Here is a 22,787-nt window from a genome sequence, read left to right on the forward strand (position 1 = left end):
GCGCGTTACTCCGCCGCGATGTCCGCCGCGATCTCGTCGAGTTCGTCGTCGTCCAGGTCGGGGCGGGACCCCGCGGCGGCGTGGATCGGCCCCCCGCCGTCGCCCTCGAAGCGGGGCATGACGTGGACGTGCGCGTGGGGCACCTCCTGGCCGGCCTCGGGGCCGTCGTTGACGCCGATCGTGTGGGCGTCGGCGTCGACGGCCTCGGCGATCCGCGGCGCGAGGTCGTGGACCAGGTCGAAGACCGCGCGCGATTCCTCGGTCGAGAGGTCGGCGAGCCGCTCGCGGTGGGCCTTCGGGATCACGAGCGTGTGACCCGGGGCCATCGGGTTCGCGTCGAGGAACGCGAGGGCGTCGTCGGTCTCGGCGACGATGCGGCCGGGGATGTCGCCCGCGACGATGGAACAGAAGATGCAGTCGTCGCTCATGTGTGGGTGGGTTGTGTGTCGGCCGAGCGCTTGAATGTGCGGGGCGATCCGTCCGGCGGCGCGTCCGTCCGCGTTCCCCGGGCGCTCACGGCAGGTGTTCGGCGATCCGCTCCCGGTACTCCGCCTCGGTCAGGTCGAGCCGCGAGAGCCACACCTCCTGATAACTCGGGTGGAGCACCGGCAGGCACCTCACCCCGAGCGTCGGGCACTCGACGGGGTCGCAGACGCGGTCGAGGAAGCCGTCGAGGGCGATCCCCTCGAACGCGAGCAGGGTCGCGGTCGCGTGCTTTCCGGTCGTGACGACCACCTCGGGGTCCACGATGTCGAGCTCCGCCTCCAGGTGGCCGCGGCAGTTGGAGAGCTCCTCGTCGGTCGGGTCGCGGTTCTCCGGGGGGTGACACTTCGCCGCGTTCGTGTAGAAGCAGTCGTCGCCGTAGCCGAGGTCGGCCACGAGGCGGCGGATCCGGCGCCCCGAGTGCCGGGAGGTGTAGGCGCAGCCGGTGTGATTGCCGCCCTTCCACGTCTCGGCGTCCGGGTCGCCGGCGCCCGGGGCCTCGCCCACGACGACCACGCTCGCGTCCCGCGGGCCGTTCCCCCACGAGATACACGTCCGGGAGTCGACGAGCGCCGGGCAGCGCGCGCAGTCGGCGTCGAGGACGAGCCGGTCGTCGGGGTCGGGGTGCTCGACGGGGTTCGGATGGTCGCCGGGGCCGGCCACCGCTACTCCGTCAGCGGGAGCGCGACGCCGAACACGAACACCGAGAGGGACGAGCCGACGACGGCGAACAGTTCGAGGTCGACCAGCAGCGCCCGCTCCCACGCCGGAAGCGTCGTCCCGGTGACCGCGGCGGCGGCCTCGACAGCGATCGCGAGGAGGAACACGGCGACACAGACGAGCAGCGCGCGTTCGGTGAGCGTCGGGTAGTCGAGGTTCCCGTATCTACCTGCCATGCCGTCGGCTACCGAACCGACGTAGTTGTCCCTTTCGCCCCGACCGAAAGAGTTTCACTCGCCGATCGTCGTCGTCGGGGTATGACAGGGCTGTTCGACGCCGCGTGGGTCGTCGCGGAGTACCTCTTCGTCGCGCTCGCGTCGGTCACGCTGACGGGGATCGGCGTCCACCTCGAACGGGCGGCGGTCGCGGCGGCGACGACCGCGCCGGAGACCGCCGCCGTCGACTTCGTGCTCGGAACGATCGCGCTGTTCTGGGGGCTGTACCTCGTCGGCTACCGGCAGTTCCTCCCGCGGACGCGCCGGCTGCTCGCCGCGCGGTAGTCCCGGCGGAGGGGCCTCCGTTACCGCCGCACGGTCACCTACAGCGCGTCCGCGACCAGCGGCGCGACGGAGACGGCGCTCTCGGCGCGTTCGAGCGTGTCGGTGGCGACGACCTCGCGGACGCCGGCGGCCGCCAGCCGCGTCCGGGCGCTGCCCGCGAGCATCCCGTGGACGCAGGCGGCGTACACGGCCGCCGGGTCCCGCTCGTGGAGCGCGGCGACCGCCTCGCTCATCGTCGACCCCGTGGCGACGATGTCGTCGACGATCACCACGTCCCGGCCCGCGACGCCCGCGTCGCTGGGGGTGACAGTCACCTCGCCGGTGTCGTAGTCGCGCTCCTTCTCGAAGAAGTCGGTCTCGCCGCCGCCGTAGGCGTCGCGCACGGCCGTCGCGAACCGCTCGGCGGAGGCGTCGGGCGCGAGGAACAGCGGGTCGGTCAGGCCCGCGGGCAGCGGCTCCGCGAGCAGCGCCGAGGCGTCGAGCACGTCGACGGGCACGTCGAAGAACTCTGCCACGTCCGGCTCGTGGGGCGTGACGAGCACGACGCGGTCGGTCCCGGTCGAGACGGCGCGGGCGACCGCCCGCGCGGAGACGGGCTCGCCGGGCTCGAACGCGCGGTCCTGGCGGGCGTAGCCCATGTACGGGAGGACGGTCGTGACCTCGTCGGCGCCGGCCTCGCGGACGGCGTCCTGGAGCTGGAGCAGTTCGACGAACGCGTCGGTGGAGTCGGTCGCGGCGACGACGACGGCCCCGTCGCCGGAGAAGTCCGGGACGGCCGCGCACAGTTCGCCGTCGGCGAACCGGTCGAACTCCGGCGTCGCGAGCGGGCGGCCGGTCTCCTCGGCGAGGGCGGCCGCCAGCGCCTGCGAGGCGGAGCCTGGGACGATCATACGAGTCCGTCCCGCGTCCGGATACAAACGAGTTCCTACTCGGGCGACGCGTGCGCCGGCGTCGCAGGCTCGCTCCCGCGGCGCGTGCTCAGTCCCCGCCCGGCACCGCCACGGCGCGCACGTCCGGGAGGCCGAGCGTCCGCCCGCGCCAGCCGCCGTCGGCGTGCACCCGCGCCTCGCCGGCGTCGGTGACGGCGACGAGGTGCCGGCCCGCGACCGCGCAGTCGACGACGCCGGCCTCCGCGTGCTCGACCCACTCGGTCGCCGTCGCGTCCGCGCGCTCGAACACCCGGGCGCCGGTCGCGGCGACCGCGCGCTCGCCGTCGGCGTCGGCGGCGACGCAGCGGAACTCGTCGACGGAGTCGCCGTCCCCGTCGAGTTCGGTCGACTCTAGGTCGCGCATCCAGCCGTTCCCGAGGGTGTACAGCGCCTCGCCGGTCACGGCGAGGGGCACCCCGCGGGCGCTCACGTCGCGGGCGTCGTCGAGGCCGGCGTACTCCAGCGACCCCTCCCGGAGCCGGTGGACGCCGTCGGCCGCGGCGACGAGCGGGCCGTCGATCCGGCGCGGGTCCTCGACGGTCCCGACGGGCTCCCAGGCGTCGCCGGCGGGGTCGGCGCCGGCGGCGCGGTCGTCGGCCCCGTCGCCCCCGCCCGTCGCGTCGGCGTCGCCGGGGAGCACCGAGACGGTCCCGTCGGGCGCCGCAGCGAGCACGCCGTCGCCCGCGACGCCCACGGCGACGGCGGGGCCGTGGCCCGTCGGCGCGAAGTCGCCCACGAGGACGTCCTCGTCGGCGGCGACCGCGACGGCGTCGCCGCGGGCGGCCACGTCGCGGGCGTCGCACCGGCGCTCGATCCCGAACTCCCCGACGATGTCGCCCGACAGCGAGACGCTCGCCACGCCCATCGAGGAGGCCACGAGCGCGCGGACCACGTCGTCGCGCGCGGTGAACACGCGCTTCTCGGCGATGGTCGGCATACGCGGGCGTCCGGCGGCCGGGAGAATAAGCCCCGCGGAGCCGTCGCGGCGGGCGGTCTCCGCGGACGGTCCCGTCGGACGCCCCCGGCGGGCGGTCCGGGCCGACCGCGGCGGCGACGAGGTATAAACATAAGCCCGTGGACGGGCACAGTTTGTCCCATGGAGCCGAACGACGGGACCTCACCGAGACGGCGCGACGTACTGAAGGCGTCCGGGGCGGCGGGCCTCGCGGGGCTCGCGGGCCTGGCTGGCTGTAGCACCACCGACACCGGGACGACCGAGACCGACACCGGGACGCCTGCCGGCGGCGACGGCGGCGAGGAGACGACCACCGACGGCGGCGGCGACGGTGACGACGGGGGGTCCGGACCGTACACCATCGGGATGGTCGACTCGCTGACGGGGTCGCTGTCGGCGTTCGGCCAGCGCAACCAGCGCGGGAAGGACCTCGCGCTCGCGGACGTCAACGAGGTCGGCATCGGCGGGCGCGACCTGGAGATCATCGTCGAGGACTCCGAGAGCCAGTCGCAGGCCGGCGTCTCGGCCGCTCAGAAGCTCGTCAACCAGGACGGCGTGCCGTTCCTCATCGGCGCGGTCGGCTCGGGCGTGTCGCTGGCCATCTACGAGTCGGTGATCCAGGGGACCGACGTGGTGCAGCTGAGCCAGAACTCCACCAGCCCGGACCTCACCGACTTCCCGGGCCTCCTGCGGATGTCGCCGACGGGGAGCACCCAGTCGACGGCGCTGGCGAACATCATCGCGGAGGACGGCTACGACTCCGTCGCGATGGCGTGGGTGAACAACGACTACGGCCAGGGGCTGGCCGAGACGTTCCGCGAGGAGTGGGGCGGCGACATCGCCTACGACGAGCCCCACGACCAGGGACAGTCGTCGTACTCCTCGACGGTGTCCGGGATGGCCAACTCCGGCGCGGACGCGTGGCTGTTCATCACCTACCAGCCGGAGTTCACCTCGATGGCCCAGGAGGCGTACTCCAACGGCTACGAGGCGCAGTTCTACGGCGCCGACTCCGTCCAGGGGTCGGACGTGCTGGCGAACACGCCCGAGGGGAGCCTCGACGGCATGAAGATCGTCGTCCCGTCGGCGGCGGTCACCCAGGACAACTACAAGGCGTTCGCCTCGGAGTTCGAGTCCGAGTACGGCGAGACCCCCACCTCCTGGTCGGCGTTCGCCTACGACTGCGTGATCACCGCGGCGCTGTCGATCGCGACCGCCGACGAGTTCACCGGCGCGGCCCTCCAGGAGACCGTCCGCGAGGTGACCCGGCCGGAGGGCCAGGAGGTGTTCACCTTCGCGGAGGCGATGGACGTGCTCGGCGACGACGGCTCCCCCTCGGACATCGACTACCAGGGCGTCTCGGGGCCGATCGACCTCGACGAGAACGGCGACCCGGTCGGCTTCCTGCAGATCCTCACCGTGGAGGACCACGAGTACGTCCAGACCGGCACGATCGAAGGCTGACCGGATGTCCGTCCTCGAGTACCTGGCGAACGGGCTGGTGTTCTCCAGCATCATCGTGCTCGCGAGCATCGGCCTGTCGCTCGTGTACAGCATCGCCGACTTCGCCAACTTCGCCCACGGGGACACGATGACCGTCGGCGCCTACACCGCGCTGGTGACGTTCGGCTTCGTCGGCACGCTCGGCGCGCAGGTGCTCGGGCTCCCGCTCGGGTTCTTCCTCGCGCTGGCCGTCGGCGTCGCCGTCGCCGCGGTCGTCGCGGTGGCGACCCACCTCCTCGTGTACGAGCCGCTGGACGTGGACTCGATCGGCCTGCTCATCACCTCGATCGGGGTGGCGTTCGTCTACCGGGCGGTCATCCAACTGGGCTTCGGGACCGACTTCACGGAGTTCCAGATCCCGCTGTTGCGGCCGATCGACGCGCTGCTCCCGTACGGGATCCGGATGACGCTCCACGACGTGGCCATCGTCGCCAGCGCGGTCGTGCTCGTCGCGGGGCTGCACGCGCTGCTGCAGTACACCGACCTCGGGCGGAAGATGCGCGCGACCGCGGACAACCCCTCGCTGGCGCGCGTCTCCGGCATCCGGACCGACCGGATCGAGATCTGGACGTGGGTCATCGGCGCGGGGCTGGCGGGCGCCGGCGGCGTCTTCCTCGGCCTGTACAGCAACGTCTCGCCGCGGATGGGGTTCAACATCCTCCTGGTCGTGTTCGCGGCGGTCATCCTCGGCGGCATCGGCTCGGTGTACGGCGCGATGGCCGGGGGATTCCTCATCGGGATGATCAACCAGCTCACCCCGATCCTCCCGCGGCTCGGCCAGGAGCTCCCGCTGGTCCCCGAGGGCTTCGGCATCCCCATCGGCATCGAGTACGCCAACGCCATCGCGTTCCTCATCATGGTCGCCGTGTTGCTCGTGCGGCCGTCCGGCATCGCCGGGGAGGAGGCGACGTGAGCGTCGCCGACGCGGTCCGCGGGCGGTTCGCGGCGCTCACCCGCGCGGAACGGGGCGTCGTCGGCTTCGTCCTCGCGCTGGCGGCGCTGCTGTCGTTCGGGCTCGTCACCGGCGGGCTCGCGCCGACGTACTTCCTGTACCTCGTCGGCCTCGTCGGGATGTACGTCCTGCTGTCGTTCGGGCTCAACGTGCAGTGGGGGTACACCGGGCTGATCAACTTCTCGGTCGCGGCGTTCTTCGGTATCGGCGCGTACGGCACGGCGCTGCTGACCGCCGGCAACTCGCCCGTCGGCGTCGCGGGGGCGCGGCTGTTCGGCGTCCTCCCGCTCACCGTCCTCGGCCTGCTGCTGGCGGTGGCGTTCGCGGCCGCGGTCGCCGTCGCCATCGGGGTCCCGACGCTGCGGCTGCGCGCGGACTACCTCGCCATCGCCTCGCTGGGGCTCGCGGAGGTCGTCCGCCTGCTGTTCCTGAACCAGCGGGACGTGACGAACGGGAGCGCCGGGCTGCGGGGCATCCCGGGCTTCTTCGACGGCTGGCCGGTGCTCGGCACGCTCCCGCAGACGTTGCCCGGGATCCGGGTCCACGAGCTGTCGGTCGCGCTCCCCGGGCTCGGCTCCACCAGTCTGCTCGGGTACACGCTCGGGGCGCCGTTCTGGCAGGCGCTGTTGAACGTCGCGTTCGTGCTCGCGATGGCCGGGGCCGTGTACGCGGTGTTGCGGCGCGTCCACCGCTCGCCGTGGGGGCGCGTGCTCGCGACGATCCGCTCGGACGAGGACCTCGCGGAGGCGCTGGGCAAGGACACCTACGCGTTCAAGATGCAGTCGTTCGTGCTCGGGAGCGTGATCATGGCGCTGGCGGGCGTGTTCTACGCGCACCTGAACCTCTTCGTCAGCCCGGGCGACCTGGAGCCGATCAACACGTTCTACGTGTGGATCGCGGTGATCCTCGGCGGGAGCGGGTCGAACCGCGGGGCCATCTTCGGCGGCTTCGTCGTCATCGCCATCCGCGAGGGGACTCGCTTCCTCGGGGAGGTGCTGCCGGCGTCGTTTCCGCTCGATCTCCCGCTCGTGACGAGCACGTACGCGACCGTCGTGAACAACTTCGCGTCGACGCGGCTGCTCGCGGTCGGCCTGCTCATCATCGTCGTGATGCGGTTCCGGCCCCAGGGCGTGCTCCCGCCGCAGCGGGAACTCATCTGGCCGTCGTCGGTCGCCGCCTCCGCGGGGCCGGGCGAGACGAACCCCCGCGAGACGATCGAGGAGGACGCCGCCGCCGGCGCACACGCGGCGGACGCCGACGCGGACCCGACGGAGGCGGACGCGGAGGCTGAGCCCGGGGACCCGGACACCGACGCGGACCCGACCGACCCCGCGGTGCGCGACGGGGGTGGGACCGATGAGTGAGGCGGGCGAGGCCGAGGGGAGGCGGGCGCTGTACGACGGCCCGAACCTCGACAAGGAGGACGTCGTGTTGCGCGTCGACGGCCTCCGCAAGGCGTTCGGGGGGCTCGTCGCCGTCGACGACGCTTCCTTCGCGGTCGAGCGCGGGAGCGTCACGGGCCTCATCGGCCCGAACGGCGCCGGCAAGTCGACGATCTTCAACCTCGTCTCCGGCTTCTACGAGCCCGACGCGGGGACCGTCACCGTCAACGGGGTCGACGTGACCGGCGCCGAACCCCACGAGGTCGCCGACGAGGGACTGGTCCGGACGTTCCAGACGCCCCGCAAACTGGAGGGGATGACCGTCCGCGAGGCGATGCTCGTCGGGCCGCGGCGCCAGCCCGGGGAGTCGTTCGTGAAGCTGTTCACGAACCCCGAGGAGGTCGAAGCCGCGGAGACGCGAAACATCGAGGACGCACAGCGCATGCTGGAGCGGTTCGAGATCGACCACCTCGCCACCCAGCCGGCGACGGACCTCTCCGGGGGACAGCTGAAGCTCGTCGAGCTCGCGCGGGCGATGCTCGCCGAGCCCGAACTGCTCCTGCTGGACGAGCCGGTCGCCGGGGTGAACCCGACGCTCGCGAACAAGCTGCGCGAGCACATCGCCCGCCTCAACCGGGAGGGCGTCACGCTGTGTATCATCGAACACGACATGGAGTTCATCATGAACCTCGCGGACCCGATCGTCGTCCTGAACCAGGGCAGCGTCCTCGTCGAGGGGACGCCCGAGGCGGTCCGGAACGACGACCGCGTCGTCGACGCCTACCTCGGGGGGCCGGGCGAATGAGCGGCGACGACGGCCGCGGGACGGACCCCGCGGGGGCGGGAGATGTGGCGGCGGAGGCGACGGCGTCGGACGGCGCGGTGTCGGCCGCGGCCGACGCCCCCGCCGACGACACCGTCCTCTCGGTGGAGCACGTCGACAGCGGCTACGGCGACGTGCAGGTGCTCGACGACCTCTCGCTGTCGCTGTCGGCCGGGGAGGTCGCGTGCCTGATCGGCCCGAACGGCGCCGGCAAGTCGACGGTGCTGAAGACGGTGTTCGGGCTGTTGACGCCGTGGTCGGGGCGGATCCGCTACCGCGGCGACGACATCGGCGGCATGGCCCCCGAGGCCATCGTCCGGGAGGGGATCGGCTACGTCCCCCAGACGGAGAACGTGTTCGGGAGCCTCACGATCGAGGAGAACCTCCGCATGGGCGGTGTCGCCCGCGACGACGACCTCGGGCCGGTGATCGACGAGCTGTACGACCGGTTCCCGATCCTGACGGAGAAGCGCGACGCGAAGGCCCGCACCCTCTCGGGCGGCCAGCGGCAGGTGCTGGCGTTCGCCCGCGCGCTCGTGATGGAGCCGGACGTCCTGCTGATCGACGAGCCGTCGGCCGGGCTCGCGCCCAACACGGCCGACGAGGTGTTCGACGACGTGCTCGCGGTCAACGACCTCGGGACGGCGATCCTGATGGTCGAGCAGAACGCCCGTAAGGGGCTGTCCATCTCCGACTCGGGGTACGTGCTCGACCAGGGCAGCGTCGCCTACGCCGACGAGGCGGCCGCCCTGCTGGACAACCCCGAGGTGTCGCGGCTGTATCTGGGCGGGTAGGCGGCGCCGCCGGCGGCGCCGGCCTCCGATCGTCGCCGGGCCGCCGGGTCTCCCGAGGCCGCCTCGACGGGTCGGGGTCACGGTCGCGTCCGCCGGGCCCGCGGGCCCGTCGCGGCGGCCACGTGCGGCATCGAAACCCTTAGTGTACGAGTGCGCCAAGCCGGGCGCATGAAGAAGCTCATCGTCCACGGCGACCCCGGCCTCCGCAAGGACGGGATCATCGACTACGACGGCGAGGAGATGCGCGTCTTCTCGGTCCAGCGGCAGGGCGAGTACCACGGCCCCGACGAGCCGCAGTTGTGGTGCACCATCGGCACCGACGACGAGCAGGAGCGCTTCGAGAAGAAGGAGTACGTCCCCCACTGGCTGGAGGTCGACACCATCGAGGCAGAGGCGCTCGACATCGTCAAGCGCGGCGGCGACCTCACCGTCTGAGGCGGCGCTCGGTTCCCGCTCCCGTTCCCGCCCCCGCTCGGTCCCGCTCAGTCTCAGTTCCCGTTCTCCCCGTCGCCGTTCCCGCCGTCAGCGTCGCGTAGCTCCGACGCCGGCGGCAGCTCCGACTCCGTCACCCGGTACACCGTCACCGTCGGGGTCGAGGCGTCCTCGACGCGTTCGATCCCCCGGATCGACCCGAAGTCGATCAGGCCCCGCCCCTCGTAGCGCTCGCGCTCGGCCGGGCCGACCCAGACGTAGCGCACGTCGTACGCGCGCAGCACCTCGACGGCCCGCGCCCGGGAGGTGTAGGCGTCGTCGACCTGGCGCACCCGCGAGAAGTACGCCTCCGCGCCGCGGTAGCCGACCTCGTGGTGCCAGCCGGCGACGGTGGGCAGGCCGGTGAGGCTGGCGGCCGGGTTCGCGTTCCAGCGGTACATCCGCGGCGAGTGTCCGGTCGGCGGGTCGGCGCCGGGGTACCTCCCCGTCGCGGGCGCCGAGAGGATGGCCGGCTGGCCCTCGCGGGCGTCGAGCCAGTCGATGGCGCGCTCCTCGCTCGGGTGGAACGTCGCCACGAAGTCCGTCCCGTCCAGCGTCGGTTCGTCAGGGTACCCCCCGTCCAGGTGCGTGGGGACGGCGATGGCGGCGTACAGCCCGGTCGTGACGAGCAGCGCGGCGACGAACACCGAGGCGGCCACGTCGCGGGTGCCGGCGCTCGGCCACAGCGCCGAGGCGTCGGGGCGCGGCGGCGCCGACAGCAGCCCCGCGAGGACGGCGCCCGCGGCGGCGGCCCACAGCGGCCACACCTGCGCGTACGTCTTGAACACGGTGTTCATCCGGCCGGGGCCGGCCTGCTCGTTCAGGAAGACCAGCTCCACGAGCAGCGCGAGCCCCGCCCCGCCGACGATCAGCACCGTCTCGAAGCCCGCGCGGTCGGTGCGGAGCGCGACCCAGCCGACGACCAGCAGGGCGCCGAAGGGCCCCAGCGCCGGCAGCCCGATCGCGACGCCGGCGACCCCGAGCGCGACGACGCCCGCGAGCAGCGACAGCGGGCGCCCGCGGCCGACCGCGCCGAACAGCCCCGCGAGGAACGTCGCGAGGAACGCGCCGTGGACGAGGAGGAGACCGCCGAGCGACGACCGCATCCCGGTCGGGAGGACGGCGAGGCTCCGCTCGCCTCCGCCGCCGGCGACCGCGCCGAGCAGGAACGGCGCGGCGACGAGGGCCGCCAGCGCTCCCGCGCCGGCGACGAGGCCGGCGGCGACGACGGGCCGGGCGAGTTCGTCCGCGAGCCCTCGGCCGCCGTCCGGGACGGCCTCGGGGTCGCCCTCGTCGTCCCCGTATCCGTCCCCGGTCCCGGCCGCTCCCGCCCCGCCGAGCGCGGCGTCGACGCGCGCCGCCAGCGACGCGGGCAGCAGCGTCCGCGGCGCGGCCGGGGCGGCCGCGAGCGCCAGCCACGCGAGGCCGAAGACGCTCGGGAAGCTCCAGGTGTCGAGCACCGCCTGGAAGCCGCCCACGAGCGGCACCGCCCCGAACAGGAGGAGCCGCCGGCGGCGCGTCTCCGTCCCCGGCGTGCGGTACAGCGCGAACGCGAGCGTCGCCCCGAGCACGAGGAACGGCGTCATCGTCATGTGGGCGTGGAGGTCGCCGTTGAGCCACGCGAACAGCGGGAACTCGTTGATGGTCCCCGGGATGACCCGGCTCGCGCTCCAGTAGGAGAACTCCCGGGAGACGACCGCTCCCGCGTCGAGGCCGAGCGCGCCGGCGACGGCCCCGCGCGGGCCGGGCGGAAGGGCGCGCAGGAGCACCCACCCGGCGGTGTGGAGGTTCGCGGCGAAGCCCGCGAGGAACGCCCCCAGCAGGCCCGCGGTCCGGCGCGACCGGCCGCGGCTCGCGGCGATCGCCCCCGCGAGGTCGTAGACGGCCGCGACGAGCATCCCGAAGAAGCCCGCGAGCGCGAGGTTGTAGCCGAAGCGCGCGGGCGTCGCCGTCAGCGTCGCGAACAGCGCCGACAGCAGGTGGCCGCCGTAGTAGTAGCGGACGGGCTCGCCCGCGAACCACATGTCCTCCGGGGGGAGCGCGTCCGCCCGAAGCAGCGACTTGAGGAGGCCGTAATCGAGGAACTTCTCGCCGGCGCTCGGGTCGACGCCGGGGTCGAACGCCCGGATCAGGACGACGAACAGGAAGCCGAGCGCGAACACGGCGGCCGTCTCCGCGAGCACCGTCCGGTCCGGCAGGCGGTCGCGGGCGTCGCCGTCGACGCGGACGTCGCCGTCGCGGAGGGCGTCGCGGTCGACGAGCGCCAGGGCCGCGAGCACGAGCAGGACGAGCAGGCCGGCCGCGAGCGCGACCGGGCCGAAGGCCACCCGGCCGACCCAGAAGGCGACCAGTCCGAGCGTCAGCGCCGACACGGGGAGCGCGAGGCCGGCGCCGCGGGTGGCCGACCGGGGGAACAGGCGGGCGGCAAGCGGGACGCCGACGGCGCCGAGCGCCAGGAGGGCGACGAGCCAGCGGACGACGAGGCCGTACTCCATTCGGTTCCCAGGGGTCGCCCGCGGGGTAAGTCCCTTTCCCTCCACGGCGGCGGCTGCCCCGAACGCCCCCGGCGCGAGCGGACTGCGGCGACGGCCGCGGCGACAACCGTTTTCTTCGGGGCGCCCGTTCGGTTCTCCGTGCCACGAGCGGACGACCTCGACGGCGTCGACGGCGCGGACCGGAGCGCGGCCGCGGGCGGTCCCCGCGGCGACAGACGGCTGGTGGTCGCCGGCGGGGTCGCGCTGCTGGCCGCGCTGCTGGGGTATCTCGCGGTGCGCACCCTCGTGGCCGCCGGGACGCTCCCCGGCCGGAGCGAGGTGCTCGCGCTCCCCGTGTTCGGCCTGCTCGGGGTGACCGGGTTCGTCCTGTTCGTCGCCTCGTTCCTCACGGAGTAGCCCGCGGGACCGTCCGCGTCGCCCCCGTCCGCGACCGTCGCCCGTTTCACACCGTTTTTACCCGGCCACACGGAACCGTCCCCCATGCAGCCGACCGTCGGCGTCGTCGTCCCGGCGTACGACCCGGACCCCGGTCGGCTCCGGTCGTACCTGCGCGCCCTCCGCGGGACGATCGACCCGGCCGAGATCCGGGTCGAACTCGACGCGCCGCCGGGCGCCGCCGGAGCCCCGACCGACCGCGGATCCCTCCGCCTCCCCGAGGGCGTCGACCTGCGTGTCGTCCGCCGCCGTCGCGGGAAGGGGGCGGCCGTCACCGCGGGCTTCGAGGCGCTCTCGACCGACGTGTACGCCTTCGCCGACGCCGACGGCGCGACGCCCGCGGACTCGCTGGCGGACGTGATCGCGCCGGTGATCGCCGACGAGGCGGACCTCGCGGCGGGGTCGCGCCGACACCCCGACGCGGACGTGCGCTCGCACCAGACGTTCGCGCGACGCTTCCTCGGCGACGGCTTCGCGTGGATCGCCCGCCGCCTGCTCGACGCGGAGCTGTACGACTACCAGTGCGGCGCGAAGGCGCTCTCGGCGGACGCGTGGGCCCGCGTCCGCGACCACCTGTACGAGCCGGGGTTCGCGTGGGACATCGAGCTCGTCGCCGTCGCGGCCGCGCTCGACTGCCGCATCGCCGAGGTGCCGGTGACGTGGGAGGACCAGCCCGGCTCGACCGTCTCGCCGATCGGCGACGCCATCGACATGGGGCGGGGGCTGCTCGTCGCGCGCCACCGCGCGCGGCTCATCCGCGACGACCGGCTCCACCGCCTGTTCGACCGCGAGGACGGCGTCGCGCTGGTCGACCGCGGCGACCGCGGCGACGACGGGTCCTCTCGGGGACCGACCGACCCCGACGGTGAGCCGCGATGAGCGACGACGCCGCGGGGTCGGGAGCCGCCGGCACCGAGGCCGCCGCCCCCGACAGCGGGACCGACACCGGGGACGACGCCCCCGCAGGCGGCGACGCCGGGGCGCTGGCGACGCTTGCGTCGGGCACGCGCTTCGGCCAGTTCGTCTCCGTCGGCGTCGTCGGCTTCTGCTTCGACATCGTCACCTCGACGGCCCTGCGCGAGGTCGGCGTGTTCCCGGAGGTCGCGGCGTTCGTCGGCATCGAGGTCGCCGTCGTCGTGATGTTCCTGCTCAACGACCGCGTCACGTTCGCCGACGAGGGGCTGGCGGGACTGGCGCCGACGCTGCGCCGGCTCGCGAAGTCGAACCTCGTGCGCGCCGGCGGCATCGCGGTCCAGCTGCTCGTGTTCACCGCGCTGTACCGCGGGCTGGCGCTGCCGCTGTCGCTCGCCGGCGTCGACCTCTGGTTCGTCGTCTCCCGGGCCGGCGGCATCGGCGTCGGGATGGTGGTCAACTACGTCGCGGAGTCGGTGTTCACCTGGCGGGTGCTGGAGTGACGGGCGCGCGGCGACGTGGGAGAAACCCACACACGGCGGCGGGATGTGAAACACAACCCTTACAAGCGACGGTCGTGTTCGTTCTGGTAGCGGGATGGGATAGCCAGGAGATTCCGCCGGGCTCATAACCCGGAGATCGGTAGTTCAAATCTACCTCCCGCTACTTTTCTCGAATTGACACTTCGTTCTCGGAGGCCCGCCCGTCACCGCGGGACGCCGTTCGATCCCACCGACAGAACGACTATCTGACACGATCTCCGGCTGACCGACGTTATTTTTACACCCCTGCCGCAAGTCGGTGCCATGTCAGGGGGTGACGAGGTCGTCTCGTTCGACGTCGACGCCGCGACGGCGGCCATCAGGGACGCGCTCGACGACGGCTCCGACCTCCACGTCGTCGCCGCGTTCACGCCGGACGCGTACGGGATCGCCTACTGCGACGAGTTCACGCGGTCGTTCTACGCCGACGACGAGGAGATGACGGGACACTTCGACCGGATCCACCGGTACGCGGGGATCGACTTCTCGGAGATCGGGCTGTTCGTCGACGAACTGTTCCCCGTCGCCGGCGGCGTCGAGTACGTCGCCACCGGGATGGAACACCTCACGATCGTTCGCGTGTACACCGAAAGCGAGGGGCTGCTGCTCACGCTCGACCCCGGCGCCGACGTGACGACGGCCGTCGAGGCGGTCCGCGGGGCGATCGACCCGGACCTGGGCGCGACGGGCGACGCGCTCTCGTCGTCCGGCCCGGACCTCTGAGCGGGGTCGCCGTCCCGGCGCGCCCGGGCGGCCTCGGCCTCACGAGCCGGTGAAGTCGATCCGGCTGCCGCCGCCGTCCCCATCGTCGACCCCGCCGGGACCGAGATGCTCGAAGGCGTACTCCCCGTCGTCGACGTAGACGCCGCCGTCCTCGACCGTCACCCCGACCGTCTCCAGCACCGAGCCCTCGCAGGGGCCGAAGTCGCAGTAGCCGGAGTCGAGTTGGAACGTCGCGCCGTGCTTCTGACACCACACCTCGCCGTCCGTGACGCGCGCGCCGTCGCCCTTGTCCAGGCGCACGTCCGTCCAGTGCTGGCAGTAGTTGCGGTACGCGACGACCGACCCGTCCGACAGGCGGGTGAGGAACGCCTCGCCGAGGTCGCCCTCGTCGTCGCGGACGGTGAACAACAGCGTCTCGCCCTCGACGACCTCGTCGGCGTCGGCGACGCGCGCGGCCTCGTCCATACCGCGGCGCAGGGCGTGCTCGCTTGTATGCCTCCCTATTCGGGGGCGCCGGCGTAGCACTCCGCCTCCACGCGCTCGTCGTACAGGCGCGACAGCAGGGTGGTCACCGGGCCGCCCCCCACGTCGACGCCGTCATAGGTCCCGACGGGCCGGATCTCCCGGATCGAGGAGGCGAGGAACGCCTCGTCCGCGTCGCGCACGTCGTCGGGCGCGTACGCGCCCTCCTCGACGGGGAACCCTTCCCCGCGGGCGATGTCGAGCACCTCCGCGCGGGTGACGCCCGGGAGCACCGGCCCGTCGAGGGAGGGGGTCCGGACGGCGTCGTCGGCGACGAAGAAGAGGTTCGCCGTGGCGCACTCGGCGACGTGGCCCTCGGCGTCGAGCATGACCGCCTCGTCGGCGCCCGTCACGCGGGTCTCGACGCGGGCGAGGACGTTGTTGAGGTAGTTGTGGGTCTTCGCGTCGCTCGGGATCGCGCGGTCGGGCACCCGCCGGGTCTTCACCGTCTGGAGCGTCGCCGGCCCATCCCAGATGGACTCGCCGCCGGCGTCGGGACTTCCGCCCCGTGGGAGCGGGGCGACGGTCACGACCACCGTCGGGTCGGTGTCCGTCGCCGGCGGCGGCGCGAACCCCTCCGTCTCGCCGCGCGTGACCGACAGGCGCACGCGGGCGTCGGCGAGGCCGTTCGCGCGGAGCGTGTCGCGGACGCGCGCCTCCAGGTCCAGCGACGAGAGGCCGAGGCCGTCGGCCGGCATGCCGAGCGCGTCGAGCGTCCCGCACAGGCGGTCGACGTGGGCGTCCCACCGCCAGAGGGTGCCCCCGTACGCGCGCACCGTCTCGAAGGCGGCGTCGCCGTACCGGAACCCACGGTCGCGGACCGACACGGCCGCCTCGTCGGCGGGGACGAGGTCGCCGTCGACGTGGTAGACTAGGTCGGCGGCCTCCCCGTGGCCGGAGTCGTCGCCGTGGGCTCGTCCGGGTTCGTCGCCGTCGCGGTCCGCCGCTCCGCCGCCGCGGTCGTCGCTCATCGGATCCCACCCCGTTCGCAGATCCCCAGGAAGTTGCGGATCATGTCCTTGCCCGCGTCCGTGAGGATGCTCTCGGGGTGGAACTGGACGCCGACGTGGGGCCGCTCGGCGTGGCGGACGCCCATCACCACCTCGCGCTCGTCGTCGGTCCGGGCGGTCTCGGTCAGGTCCGCCGGGACCGCGTCGTGCTCGACGCACAGCGAGTGGTACCGGCCCACCCGAACGCGCTCCGGGAGGCCGGCGAACACGCCGGCGCCGTCGTGGCGGACGTCCGAGGGCTTCCCGTGGACCACCTCGGGCGCGAGCGTCACCTCCGCGCCGTTGGCCGCACACAGCGCCTGGTGGCCCAGACAGACGCCGAGGGTCGGGTACGACAGGTCGCGGAACACCGGGACCGACACGCCCGCCTCCGCGGGGGTGCCCGGCCCCGGCGAGACGACGATCCCGTCGGGGTCGAGCGCGCGGATCCCGTCCACGTCGACCCGGTCGTTGCGGCGCACGAGCACCTCGTCCGCGAGCTCGCCCACGTACTGGACGAGGTTGTACGCGAACGAGTCGTAGTTGTCGACGACGAGGACCCGCAGGCCGTCGTCGTCGGCCCGACGCTCCGCGCCGCTCACTCCTCCACCTCCATGCGCGCGTCGAGGGCGTCGTCCACGGACCTGACGAGCGCCCGGGCCTTCGCCAGCGTCTCCTCGTACTCGGCTCCGGGGTCGGAATCGTGGACGATCCCCGCGCCGACGCGGAGGTGGTACCGGTCGCCCGTGCGCACGAGCGTCCGGATGACGATGTTGGCGACGAGGCGGCCGTCGAAGCCGGCGGCGAACATCGACCCGGTGTAGGGTCCGCGCCGCGTCCCCTCCAGCGAGTCGATTATGCGCATGGTCTCCGGCTTCGGCGCGCCCGTGATGGTGCCGCCCGGGAAGACGGCCGCGAGCGTGTCGGCGACGGAGCGGTCCGGGCGCTCCTCGCCCTCGACGAGCGAGACGAGGTGCATCACCTCCGAGTAGCGGTCGACCCGGCGGTACTCGGGGACCGAGACCGAGCCGTACTCGCCGACCTTCCCGAGGTCGTTGCGCTCCAGGTCGACGAGCATCGCGTGCTCGGCGCGCTCCTTCTCGTCGCCGGTCAACTCGGCTTCGAGGGCGGCGTCGGCCTCCGGGGTTTCGCCCCGCGGCCGGGTCCCCGCGATGGGCTCCGTTTCGAGTCGAACGCCGTCGTCGTCGGCCCCGGACGCGGGGTCGTCCGCGCGGTCGCCGTCGGCCGCGGCGTCCCCGCCGGTTCCGGCGGGCTCCCGTCGGAGGAGGAGTTCGGGGCTCGCGCTCACGAGGTCGACGCCGGGGAACTCCACGAGCCCGGAGTACGGCGCGGGGTTGCGTGTTCGAAGGGCCGCGTACGCCGTCACGGGGTGGACCGCCGCGGGCGCCGCGAGCCGCTGGCTCACGTTCGCCTGGAAGGTGTCGCCCGCGCGGATCCGCTCCTTCACGCGGCGGACGCGCCCGGCGTACGCCTCGCGCCCGCAGTCGCTCTCGAACGTCGCCGCCGCGTCGCCCCCGCCGTCACCGTCGGCTGGCGCGGGACCGACGGACGGGTCGCCGCCCGTCGCCCGCTCGGCGAGGTCGCGCGCGGCCGCGAGGCCGGCGTCGTAGGCGGCGCCGGCGTCCGCGTGGTCGCCGAGCCGGGGGCACGACGTGATCCGAAGCGTCACCTCGCCGTCGTCCGGTCGGGGCTCCTCCCACGCCGCGAGCGTGGCGTACACGCCGGCCTGGAGGCGCGGGAGGCCGCGGTCGTCGACGGCGCCGTCGGCGGGGAACGACGCCGGCTCCAGCTCGCGGGCGGCGTCGTAGGAGAGCCACCCGAACGCGCCGCAGGGGTACGGCACCGCGCAGTCGCCGCGGACGAGCGTCGCCGAGTCGAGCAGCCCCGCGAGCGCCGAGAGCGTCGGCGACGGGTCGGCGTAGTCGCCGTGGCCCGGGTGGTCCGGGTCGCGGACGACGGCGTTCGCGCCGACGGTCAGCGTCCCGACGGGGTCGACGCCGAAGTAGCCCCACCCCGGCTGGCCGCCGGTCGTCTCGTAGTAGACGCCGGGGCGGTCCGGGCGGCGGGCACGGCGGTAGGCGTCGAAGGGATCCCCGACGGACGCGCGGAACTCGACGGGGATCCGGGCGTCCGCGGGGGCGTCGGCCGCGAGCCGTCGGAACGCCTCGCGGTCGGTCACCGGCTCCATACGGTGGGGTTCGACGGGAGGGAGAAAGCGGGTTCGGTTCGGGGGCTCCGTTCCGCTCGACTCGGCCCGGCTACGCCTCGTAGTCGGCCGCGCGGTCGATCCAGCGGTTCACGCGCTTCTCGGAGACGCTGGTCCGATCGGCCACCTCGGCGGCGTCGGCGTCGGCCAGGTCCGCCACCGTCTCGATCCCGATCTCGCCCAGCCGCTCGGCGTACGCCGGGCCGATCCCCTTGATCTCGTCGACGGGGACGCCGTCGCCGGCGTCGGCCCCGGACTCGCCGGCCGACTCGTCCGCGTCGCTCTCGTCGTCCGCGTCGCCGAGTTCCTCGTCGTCGTCGACCTCGACGTCGTCCACGTCGGTGGTCACGTCCTCGGACTCCGGCCCGGCGGCCTCGGCCGGCTCGGCCGCGGTCGCCGGGTCCTCGTTCGCCTCCGCCTCGTCGACAAGCGCCTCCGTCGAGGCGTCGGCGTCCGTGCCCGCGGCGACGGGCTCGGCGTCGCCGTCGTCGACCTCGTCGCTCCCGGCGTCGTCGACTTCCTCCTCGTCGGTCGCGTCGCTATCGGCCGGCTCTGCCCCGTCGCTATCGGCCGGCTCCGCGCCGTCGTCCTCGACGGCCGCCGCGGCCTCAGCCGGCTCCGCGGCCGTCCCTTCGTCCGTATCCACCACCGACCCGGTCGAGGCGGCGGCGTCCCCCCCGGCGGCGGCCGCCTCGTCGGTTCCCTTGACTGCGGCCTCCGTCCCCGCGTCGGCCTCGTCGCGCTCCCGCTCGACCGTCACGGCCGCCTCCCCGGTCCGGTCGCTCTCCTGCTCGCGCCCGATTCCCAGCAGGCGCTTGATCTGACGAAGTAGTCCCATTCCCTCGAAACCACGCCGGCGCCTTTTAAAAAACCAGCGCCGGATTCCGCGGAAACCCACGGACGAGCCGGCGATCCCCGGCGATCACGCCAGTTCCGCGCGGAGCGCCTCGTTCATCGCCCCGACCGGGGCGTCCTCGCCGGTCCACCGCTCGAACGCCTCGACGCCCTGAAACAGCAGCATCCAGGCGCCGTCGACGGTCGTCGCGCCGGCGGCGCGGGCGTCCCGGAGGAGTCGCGTCTCCAGCGGGGCGTACACCGCGTCCAGCACCGCCAGGTCGGCGTGGAGGTGTTCGGCGGGAACGGGCGTCTCGTCGGACTCCATGCCGACGGTCGTCGCGTTCACCAGCAGGTCCGCCTCCGGAACCGTCTCCGCGAGCGTCCCGAGGCCGCCGGCGGTCACGGTCGCGGTTCCGTCGGCGACGGCGGTCCCCGCACCGTCCCCGGTCCCGCCGTCCGGGGTTCCCGCTCCCCCGAACGCCTCGCGCACGTCCGCGACCAGGGCCTCGGCCCGCTCGACGGTCCGGTTGGCGACGTGGACCGTCGCCGCCTCCCCGGCGAGCGCGAACGCGGCGGCCCGCCCGGCGCCGCCGGCGCCGACGACGACGGCGTCGGCCCCCTCGCGGGGGGCGCCGTGGCGGTCGAACGCCCGACGGACGCCCGCCACGTCGGTGTTGTACCCGCGCGGGGGGTCCGTCGAGAAGTCAACCGTGTTCACCGCCCCGACCGCCGCCGCGAGGTCGTCGGGCTCGACCGCCGACAGCACGTCCCGCTTGAACGGGACCGTCACGTTCAGGCCGGCGACGCCGAGCGTCGCGGCCGACTCCACCGCCGCGGCGCCCGCGTCGGCGTCCGGCTCGAAGGTGACGTAGCGGGCGTCCAGCCCGAGCGCGTCGTAGGCCGCCTCGTGCATCGGCGGCGACAGCGAGTGCCCCACCGGGTTGCCGACGAGTCCGTACACGTCCATGCGCCCGGCTCCGTCCCCGCCGGGGATAAATCACCGTGGGGCGGTTGCTATCGAAGTTGATATTTCGACGCGACAGTTCAAGTCGGAGAGCGAGGACCGGCCGAACGATGCTACTCCAACTGGCGGACGTCCTCCTCACCCAGCACGGGCTGTTCCTGGCGCTGGGGGTCGTCCTGTTGTATCTCGGCGCCGAGTCGCTGGTGAAGGGCGCGACGGGGCTCGCGCTCGGGGTCGGCCTACACGCGGCGCTCGTGGGCGTGACCGTCGTCGCGTTCGCCACCACGGCCCCGGAGCTGTTCGTCGGCGTGGTCGCCGGGCTCGGCGGCGAGGCCGCCCTCGGCCTCGGCGCGATCGTCGGCTCGAACATCGCCAACATCGGGCTGGTGCTCGGCGTCTCCGCGCTGATCCGGCCGCTGTCGGTGTCGCGCGAGATGACCCGCCGGCACCTCCCGTTCATGGCGCTGGCGGCGCTGCTCGTGGTCGCGTTCGGCGTCGACGGGAGGATCCGCCGGATCGAGGGCGCGGCCTTCCTCCTCGTTCTCGCGGGGTTCACCTACGTGCTGTACCGCGGCGCGAGCGCCGACGCGGGGGCGGTCGACGACGCCGGGGCCGTCGCCGACGGCGGCGCGGTCGTCGAGGAGCTGCCGGAGGTCGACCCCGACGCGGGCCCCCTCGGGTCGCTTCGACACGTCGCGTACGTGGTCGTCGGGCTGGCGCTGCTGTTGCTCGGCTCCCGGTGGCTCATCTCGAACTCCCAGGCGGTGCTGTTCCGGCTCGGCTTCTCCCGGCGGCTCATCGGGCTGACGGTGCTCGCGCTCGGCACGTCGCTCCCGGAGCTCGCCGCCTCGGTCGTCGCGTCGGCCCGCGGGCGGGCCGACTTCTCGGTGGGCAACGTCGTCGGGTCCAACATCTACAACGTCCTCGCGGTGCTGGGCGTGCTCGCGGTGATCGTCCCCGTGTTCGTCTCGCCGGGCGTCGTCTCGTTCGACCTCCCCGCGCTGATCGCGTTCACCGTCGCCGCGGCGGTCGTGATGCTTCGCGACGGCGTGATCGGACGGCTCGACGGCGCGGGGCTCCTCGGGGGCTACCTCGTGTTCTTCTACCTCCTCCTGCCGTAGCCCGTCCGGCCCCCATCCCGTCCCGTCCGCTCGTGTGTCATCCGTCGCCACACTGAGTCCGCGCGTCGGCGCCGAAGCACAAGAGTAAGGGGGACTCACTGGCTCGGTGGAGGTAATGAGCTCGCGCCTTCGCCACCCCCTCACGGCGCTGTTCGGGGGGGTGTTGTTGACCCTCCCGTGGATCGTCTCCTGGCTGACCGGCGTCAACGAGTCCTTCGGGACGCTGACGACGGTCGCCGTGAGCGGGGTCGCGGTGCTCGGCGCGTCGTTCCTGCTCGCGTGGGGGGCCGAGACCGCCGAGAAGGACGTCCCCCGGGCGTTCGCCATCGCCGTGCTGGCGGTGCTGGCGGTCGCGCCCGAGTACGCCGTCGACGCGCTGTACGCCTGGCAGGCCGGCCAGGGCGACGCGCAGGCGGCCAACCTCGCCGTCGCCAACATGACCGGCGCCAACAGGATCCTCATCGGGATCGGGTGGTCCGGGATCGCGCTGTTCTCCATCTACCAGGCGTACGTCGGCAGCGACGACGCCAGCGTCGTGACGAACCAGGGCCTGCTCGGCGACTACGTCTCGCTCGACCGCGACATCGCCCTCGAGGTCGCGTTCCTGTTCGTCGCGACCGTGTACGCGTTCTTCGTCCCGCTCGGCGGCGGCATCGGCGCGATCGACACGATCTTCCTCGTCGGCCTGTACGTCGCCTACATCCTCGTCATCGTCCGCGGGGACGTCGAGGAGGTGGAAGAGCAGGTGGGCGTCCCCGCCTACCTCCAGTCGAAGCGGTTCTCCGTCCGCGCGCCCGCGGTCGTCGCCCTGTTCGCCTACTCCGGGCTGCTCATCTTCACCGCCGTCGAGCCGTTCGCCCACGGCCTCGAGGAGCTGGGCGTCCAGTTCGGCATCCCCGAGTTCTTCATGATCCAGTGGATAGCGCCGCTGGCCAGCGAGAGCCCGGAGCTGATCGTCACCGCCTACCTCGTGAACAAGGCGCGCGCGACGGCGGCGTTCAACGCCCTCATCTCCTCGAAGCTGAACCAGTGGACGCTGCTCATCGGGACGCTCGCGGTCGTCTACAGCATCTCGCTGGGCGAGTACGGCGTGCTCATGTTCGATCAGAAGCAGGCGGCCGAGATCTGGATCACCGCCGCACAGAGCTTCTTCGCGCTCGCCATCCTGATCAACTTCCGCATCTCCGTCGGCGAGTCGGTCACGCTGCTCGTGTTGTTCCTCTCGCAGGTCCTCGCGGAGTTCTACCTCATCCGGACGCTCCCGCCGGCGCCCGCGGAACACTTCTCGATCCTCCTGCTGTACGCCTACACCGTCGTCTACGTCGTCCTCACGGTCGGCCTGCTCGTCCGGCGCCGCGAGGAGATCCAGACGGTCGCGTCGCTGACGGGGTCGACCGTCCGCGACGCGGTCGGCGGCGAGGCCGAACAGCCCGCGGACTGACCCCGGATCCGGTCCGGGTCCCCGCGCTCGCCCCGTCGGAAACCGACGCGTATTCCAGCCCCAGGCC

25 protein-coding genes and 1 tRNA gene are annotated in these 22,787 nt (G+C 73.4%); 14 read left to right on the forward strand and 12 right to left on the reverse strand.

The window, feature by feature from the left end:
- Positions 1 to 5: 5 nt before the first annotated feature.
- The 3 genes from ACQUQ1_RS07055 to ACQUQ1_RS07065 form a co-directional block, all read right to left on the reverse strand.
- The gene (locus ACQUQ1_RS07055; RefSeq protein WP_435063564.1) at positions 6 to 428 is read right to left on the reverse strand and encodes an HIT family protein; all 423 of its coding nucleotides are present in this window, start codon (positions 426 to 428) and stop codon (positions 6 to 8) included.
- An 85-nt stretch (positions 429 to 513) separates the two neighbouring features.
- Positions 514 to 1,146 (reverse strand): uracil-DNA glycosylase, encoded by a 633-nt coding sequence (locus ACQUQ1_RS07060; RefSeq protein ID WP_435063565.1) that lies wholly within the window; start codon positions 1,144 to 1,146, stop codon positions 514 to 516.
- A gap of 2 nt (positions 1,147 to 1,148) precedes the next feature.
- A complete protein-coding gene (locus ACQUQ1_RS07065) occupies positions 1,149 to 1,379 on the reverse strand; it encodes a hypothetical protein (protein ID WP_435063566.1) in 231 nt (76 codons plus the stop codon).
- 81 nt (positions 1,380 to 1,460) lie between these two features.
- On the opposite strand from ACQUQ1_RS07065, the gene ACQUQ1_RS07070 reads away from it, so the two are divergent.
- On the forward strand, positions 1,461 to 1,703 hold the full coding sequence (locus ACQUQ1_RS07070; protein WP_435063567.1) for a hypothetical protein: 243 nt from the start codon (positions 1,461 to 1,463) through the stop codon (positions 1,701 to 1,703).
- Between the two features lie 38 nt (positions 1,704 to 1,741).
- On the opposite strand, the gene prs is transcribed toward ACQUQ1_RS07070, so the two are convergent.
- Positions 1,742 to 2,593: a ribose-phosphate diphosphokinase gene (gene prs / locus ACQUQ1_RS07075; protein WP_435063568.1), complete on the reverse strand. Its 852-nt coding sequence runs from the start codon at positions 2,591 to 2,593 to the stop codon at positions 1,742 to 1,744.
- Positions 2,594 to 2,681: 88 nt separating this feature from the next.
- Positions 2,682 to 3,569 (reverse strand): HVO_0234 family beta-propeller protein, encoded by an 888-nt coding sequence (locus ACQUQ1_RS07080; protein WP_435063569.1) that lies wholly within the window; start codon positions 3,567 to 3,569, stop codon positions 2,682 to 2,684.
- A 159-nt stretch (positions 3,570 to 3,728) separates the two neighbouring features.
- Here ACQUQ1_RS07080 and ACQUQ1_RS07085 point away from each other — a divergent pair, with 159 nt between their 5' ends.
- From ACQUQ1_RS07085 to ACQUQ1_RS07110, 6 genes are all read left to right on the forward strand, one after another.
- A complete protein-coding gene (locus tag ACQUQ1_RS07085; protein ID WP_435063570.1) occupies positions 3,729 to 5,051 on the forward strand; it encodes an ABC transporter substrate-binding protein in 1,323 nt (440 codons plus the stop codon).
- 4 nt (positions 5,052 to 5,055) lie between these two features.
- Positions 5,056 to 6,003 (forward strand): branched-chain amino acid ABC transporter permease, encoded by a 948-nt coding sequence (locus ACQUQ1_RS07090; protein ID WP_435063571.1) that lies wholly within the window; start codon positions 5,056 to 5,058, stop codon positions 6,001 to 6,003.
- Entirely contained in the window at positions 6,000 to 7,406 is a 1,407-nt protein-coding gene (locus tag ACQUQ1_RS07095; protein ID WP_435063572.1) for a branched-chain amino acid ABC transporter permease, read from the forward strand. Before ACQUQ1_RS07090 ends, ACQUQ1_RS07095 begins: the two co-directional genes overlap by 4 nt.
- On the forward strand, positions 7,399 to 8,229 hold the full coding sequence (locus tag ACQUQ1_RS07100) for an ABC transporter ATP-binding protein (RefSeq protein ID WP_435063573.1): 831 nt from the start codon (positions 7,399 to 7,401) through the stop codon (positions 8,227 to 8,229). Before ACQUQ1_RS07095 ends, ACQUQ1_RS07100 begins: the two co-directional genes overlap by 8 nt.
- Positions 8,226 to 9,041 (forward strand): ABC transporter ATP-binding protein, encoded by an 816-nt coding sequence (locus ACQUQ1_RS07105; protein ID WP_435063574.1) that lies wholly within the window; start codon positions 8,226 to 8,228, stop codon positions 9,039 to 9,041. The genes ACQUQ1_RS07100 and ACQUQ1_RS07105 overlap by 4 nt, the downstream gene beginning before the upstream one ends.
- A gap of 168 nt (positions 9,042 to 9,209) precedes the next feature.
- Entirely contained in the window at positions 9,210 to 9,476 is a 267-nt protein-coding gene (locus ACQUQ1_RS07110; protein WP_435063575.1) for an HAH_0734 family protein, read from the forward strand.
- A 53-nt stretch (positions 9,477 to 9,529) separates the two neighbouring features.
- Here the strand turns inward: ACQUQ1_RS07110 and ACQUQ1_RS07115 are convergent, their stop codons facing one another.
- Complete coding sequence (locus tag ACQUQ1_RS07115; protein ID WP_435063576.1) at positions 9,530 to 12,007, reverse strand: DUF2298 domain-containing protein; 2,478 nt, start codon at positions 12,005 to 12,007, stop codon at positions 9,530 to 9,532.
- A gap of 138 nt (positions 12,008 to 12,145) precedes the next feature.
- Here ACQUQ1_RS07115 and ACQUQ1_RS07120 point away from each other — a divergent pair, with 138 nt between their 5' ends.
- The 5 genes from ACQUQ1_RS07120 (at position 12,146) to ACQUQ1_RS07140 (ending at position 14,619) form a co-directional block, all read left to right on the forward strand.
- A complete protein-coding gene (locus ACQUQ1_RS07120; RefSeq protein ID WP_435063577.1) occupies positions 12,146 to 12,403 on the forward strand; it encodes a hypothetical protein in 258 nt (85 codons plus the stop codon).
- An 84-nt stretch (positions 12,404 to 12,487) separates the two neighbouring features.
- Positions 12,488 to 13,321 carry a glycosyltransferase gene (locus tag ACQUQ1_RS07125; protein WP_435063578.1) on the forward strand — a complete coding sequence of 278 codons (834 nt, stop codon included), beginning with the start codon at positions 12,488 to 12,490 and terminating at the stop codon, positions 13,319 to 13,321.
- The gene (locus ACQUQ1_RS07130) at positions 13,318 to 13,857 is read left to right on the forward strand and encodes a GtrA family protein (RefSeq protein WP_435063579.1); all 540 of its coding nucleotides are present in this window, start codon (positions 13,318 to 13,320) and stop codon (positions 13,855 to 13,857) included. Before ACQUQ1_RS07125 ends, ACQUQ1_RS07130 begins: the two co-directional genes overlap by 4 nt.
- Positions 13,858 to 13,945: 88 nt before the next feature.
- A tRNA-Met gene (locus ACQUQ1_RS07135) sits at positions 13,946 to 14,020 on the forward strand.
- 140 nt (positions 14,021 to 14,160) lie between these two features.
- Positions 14,161 to 14,619 (forward strand): hypothetical protein, encoded by a 459-nt coding sequence (locus ACQUQ1_RS07140; RefSeq protein WP_435063580.1) that lies wholly within the window; start codon positions 14,161 to 14,163, stop codon positions 14,617 to 14,619.
- Between the two features lie 39 nt (positions 14,620 to 14,658).
- On the opposite strand, the gene ACQUQ1_RS07145 is transcribed toward ACQUQ1_RS07140, so the two are convergent.
- The 6 genes from ACQUQ1_RS07145 to ACQUQ1_RS07170 all read right to left on the reverse strand — a co-directional run bounded on the left by ACQUQ1_RS07145 (position 14,659) and on the right by ACQUQ1_RS07170 (position 20,161).
- On the reverse strand, positions 14,659 to 15,084 hold the full coding sequence (locus ACQUQ1_RS07145; RefSeq protein WP_435063581.1) for a Rieske (2Fe-2S) protein: 426 nt from the start codon (positions 15,082 to 15,084) through the stop codon (positions 14,659 to 14,661).
- 35 nt (positions 15,085 to 15,119) lie between these two features.
- On the reverse strand, positions 15,120 to 16,112 hold the full coding sequence (locus ACQUQ1_RS07150; RefSeq protein WP_435063582.1) for an aminotransferase class IV: 993 nt from the start codon (positions 16,110 to 16,112) through the stop codon (positions 15,120 to 15,122).
- The gene (locus ACQUQ1_RS07155; protein ID WP_435063583.1) at positions 16,109 to 16,732 is read right to left on the reverse strand and encodes an anthranilate synthase component II; all 624 of its coding nucleotides are present in this window, start codon (positions 16,730 to 16,732) and stop codon (positions 16,109 to 16,111) included. The genes ACQUQ1_RS07150 and ACQUQ1_RS07155 overlap by 4 nt, the downstream gene beginning before the upstream one ends.
- Entirely contained in the window at positions 16,729 to 18,339 is a 1,611-nt protein-coding gene (locus ACQUQ1_RS07160; RefSeq protein ID WP_435063584.1) for an anthranilate synthase component I family protein, read from the reverse strand. Before ACQUQ1_RS07160 ends, ACQUQ1_RS07155 begins: the two co-directional genes overlap by 4 nt.
- A gap of 70 nt (positions 18,340 to 18,409) precedes the next feature.
- Complete coding sequence (locus ACQUQ1_RS07165; protein ID WP_435063585.1) at positions 18,410 to 19,195, reverse strand: helix-hairpin-helix domain-containing protein; 786 nt, start codon at positions 19,193 to 19,195, stop codon at positions 18,410 to 18,412.
- Between the two features lie 84 nt (positions 19,196 to 19,279).
- Positions 19,280 to 20,161: a shikimate dehydrogenase family protein gene (locus ACQUQ1_RS07170; RefSeq protein WP_435063586.1), complete on the reverse strand. Its 882-nt coding sequence runs from the start codon at positions 20,159 to 20,161 to the stop codon at positions 19,280 to 19,282.
- A 107-nt stretch (positions 20,162 to 20,268) separates the two neighbouring features.
- Between ACQUQ1_RS07170 and ACQUQ1_RS07175 the strand changes: the two genes are divergently transcribed.
- Both ACQUQ1_RS07175 and ACQUQ1_RS07180 read left to right on the forward strand, forming a co-directional pair.
- Entirely contained in the window at positions 20,269 to 21,279 is a 1,011-nt protein-coding gene (locus ACQUQ1_RS07175) for a calcium/sodium antiporter (protein ID WP_435063587.1), read from the forward strand.
- A gap of 115 nt (positions 21,280 to 21,394) precedes the next feature.
- Positions 21,395 to 22,720, forward strand: coding sequence for a sodium:calcium antiporter (locus tag ACQUQ1_RS07180; protein WP_435063588.1), 1,326 nt, complete (start codon positions 21,395 to 21,397; stop codon positions 22,718 to 22,720).
- Positions 22,721 to 22,787: the final 67 nt, after the last annotated feature.

This window comes from Halobaculum sp. EA56, assembly GCF_051195075.1.
Lineage (GTDB): Archaea > Halobacteriota > Halobacteria > Halobacteriales > Haloferacaceae > Halobaculum.